This window comes from Olsenella uli (assembly GCF_901212655.1).
GTDB lineage: Bacteria > Actinomycetota > Coriobacteriia > Coriobacteriales > Atopobiaceae > Parolsenella > Parolsenella uli_A.
In genome coordinates this window covers 1-2886 of the sequence record NZ_CAAKON010000018.1, presented here as the reverse complement: position 1 = coordinate 2886, position 2886 = coordinate 1, and the positions used below count along the sequence as shown (strand labels likewise).

Genomic DNA, 2886 nt, shown 5'->3' with positions numbered 1-2886 from the left:
CACGAGCCCCGCCCCCGCCCCAAATCCCCACGCGTCCGACACCTGGTCCTGGCTCGAGCCAGACGGCGCCTCCGTCCCCCTCGCCGGAGACGTCCGCTTCCATCACGTCACCTTTGGCTACGATTCGAGCCAGACGGTGCTCGAGGACCTGAGCCTTTACGCCAAGCCCGGCCAGAAGATCGCCTTCGTGGGATCCACAGGCGCTGGCAAGACCACCATCACCAACCTCATCAACCGCTTCTACGACGTGCGCTCGGGCTCCATCACCTACGACGGCATCGACGTGCGCAAGATCGAGAAGGCGAGCCTGCGCCGCTCGCTGGGCATCGTGCTCCAGGACACGCACCTGTTCGGCGGCACCATCGCGGACAACATCCGCTTCGGCAAGCTCGACGCCACGGACGACGAGGTGCGAGCCGCGGCCATCACGGCCAATGCGGACGGCTTCATCCGCCGCATGCCCAAGGGCTACGACACGCCGGTCACGGCAGACGGCGCCAACCTGTCCGCAGGCCAGCACCAGCTGCTCGCCATCGCCCGCGCCGCCGTCGCGGACCCGCCGGTGCTTATCCTCGACGAGGCCACGAGCAGCATCGACACGCGCACCGAGGCGCTGGTCGAGCGGGGCATGGACACGCTCATGGCAGGGCGCACCGTCTTCGTCATCGCTCACAGGCTCTCGACCGTCCGCAACGCCGACGCGATCATGGTCCTCGAGCGCGGCCGCATCGTGGAGCGCGGCACACACGAGGAGTTGCTTGCTAGCCACGGCGAGTACTGGCAGCTTTACCATGGCATGAGGGAACTTTCGTAAAAGCGAGGAGGGCACATGCAGACGCTCGTCATCTACTGCCACCCCTGGGAGGGAAGCTTCAACCACGCCGTCCTCGAGGCGGTCGAGCGCAGGCTCGAGCACGAGGGTGCCGGCTACCAGGTCATCGACCTCTATGCGGACGGCTTTGTGCCGGCGCTCTCGCGCGAGGAACTTGCTGGTTACAACGAGGGCCGCGTGCTCGATTCCCTCGTCGAGCGCTACCAGAAGCTCGTTGCCGCGGCGGAGCGTCTCGTCATCGTGACGCCCATCTGGTGGAATGACGTCCCCGCCATGCTGAGGGGCTTCGTCGACAAGGTGATGCTCGCGGGCTTCTCGTGGGTGGGTACCGGTTCTGGCCTGCTTGGCAAGCTCGACCACATCGCCTCGTGCGACCTCTACACCACCTCGGCCGAGCCCACCGAGCACCTCGAGCTTGCGCTTCGCTCGTCGTTCATCGAGGGGACGCTCGCCCAGCTCGGTATCGGCGGCCTTCCCGAGCAGGGGGCGGACGTCACGAAGCCCACGTCCAACCGCCGTTGGCACAACTTCGGTCTCATGGATGCCTCCACCCCCGCCCAGCGCGAGGCCTGGCTCCGCGCCATCGAGTCCGGAGAGGCCCTCTAGCCAAAAACAAGCTTGCGCAAGGTGACCCACCGCCGACACCGCCCAGCCGCAAGCTGGCTCACGAGCCTCCGTCGCGCGACCCCCAAACCAGCAGGGCCCGGCCCCGGACGCGCCAAGGAAACATTTTCGAAGGCGGCCTGAGCATTAGCTCTGGCCAACAAGATTGTTTCCGCGCGCGTCCAGGGTCGGGCCCGTCAGGTCCAAAGAGCCCGCGACTACAGCAGCTTCTCGACCGCCGGCTTGACGACCGTCTCCACGTCGGCGGTGGGCTCGAAGCGCTCCACCACGTTGCCCGAGCGGTCGATGAGGAACTTGGTGAAGTTCCACTTGATGTCGGCCTTCTCCGCCCACTTCTCGTCGTCCTTGCTCAGCAGGTCGATGAGGATGGGCGTGATCTTGTGGTCGGGGTCAAAGCCCGCGAAGCCCTTCTGCTCCTTGAGCCAGGTAAAGAGCGGGTGCTCATCCTCGCCGTTGACCTCGACCTTGCCAAACTGCGGGAAGGTGACGCCAAAGCGACCGGTGCAGAAGGTGTGAATCTCGCCCGCGGTGCCGGGGGCCTGGTGGCCAAACTGGTTGCACGGGAAGTCGAGGATCTCGAGGCCCTTGTCGTGCTCCTCCTCATAGAGCCTCTGGAGGTCTGCGTAGGTGGGGGTGAAGCCGCACTCGGTGGCGGTGTTCACCACAAGGACGACCTTGCCCTTGTAATCGGCAAGGCTCACGTCGTTGCCCTCGCGATCCTCGACGGTGAAGTCATAAAGCGTACTCATGGAAGCCTCCGTAGCCTACATACCTATCTATAGATGGGGCAATGCCTGCCCAAGGCAGTTCGTTGCCACAGGGCGTTATACCCGTCGTCACCAAGGACTGACGCGAGACACAGAGGGGTGGTCGGCCTCCTGGCGCCGGCCCTATCTGGTTCGCAGCTCGGTTGCATCTGGTTCCGCCCGATCTGACGTGTAGCTCGGCCTAATCTATATCGGCCCCATCTACCATCTATGTATAGGTATCTATAAAGAGGTGCGTAACGGGATGTGCCCCGGATGGCAGGGTAAGGGAAGCACCCGTAGGCGGCATTCTGTGCTTCAGGGATGGCAAGGGTGCCGGCTTTGGTCATTGCCGGGGTGGACAGTCTGCGCAACTTACCCCGGGAGAGGGGAGGGTCCCGCGACCCTTACGCAGCGCTTATCAGTGTCTTGCCTGGGCTTTGCGCACCCTGTCTAAAGTAACAACCGTGCGTCAACGACTCGGCGGCGCACGAAACAACCCCTACGAGAGGCCGGGATCCCGTACCTTGGCCACCGTGGTGGACGGACTGCCGATCCTGCTCGGCGTCCGTCCTTTTTTGTGCCCGAGTGCCAAGAATAAGGCGCTCGAAAGATTCGATCACTTTTCATCGTGCTGCCTTTCGCCCGGCCCGCGCCCCCCCGGGCCCCCGGCGCAAGATGTGT

3 protein-coding genes are annotated in these 2886 nt (G+C 64.4%); 2 read left to right on the top strand and 1 reads right to left on the bottom strand.

The genetic code is table 11. The annotated features are described in order from the left end of the window. A partial coding sequence (locus tag EFAMC2_RS02535) for an ABC transporter ATP-binding protein (protein WP_154026701.1) occupies positions 1-814 on the top strand: 814 nt, incomplete at its 5' end. Positions 815-829: 15 nt separating this feature from the next. Continuing rightward, on the top strand, positions 830-1438 hold the full coding sequence (locus EFAMC2_RS02530) for an NAD(P)H-dependent oxidoreductase (RefSeq protein WP_154026699.1): 609 nt from the start codon (positions 830-832) through the stop codon (positions 1436-1438). A gap of 215 nt (positions 1439-1653) precedes the next feature. Here the strand turns inward: EFAMC2_RS02530 and EFAMC2_RS02525 are convergent, their stop codons facing one another. Next, entirely contained in the window at positions 1654-2205 is a 552-nt protein-coding gene (locus EFAMC2_RS02525; protein ID WP_154026697.1) for a glutathione peroxidase, read from the bottom strand. Between the last annotated feature and the right edge of the window lie 681 nt (positions 2206-2886).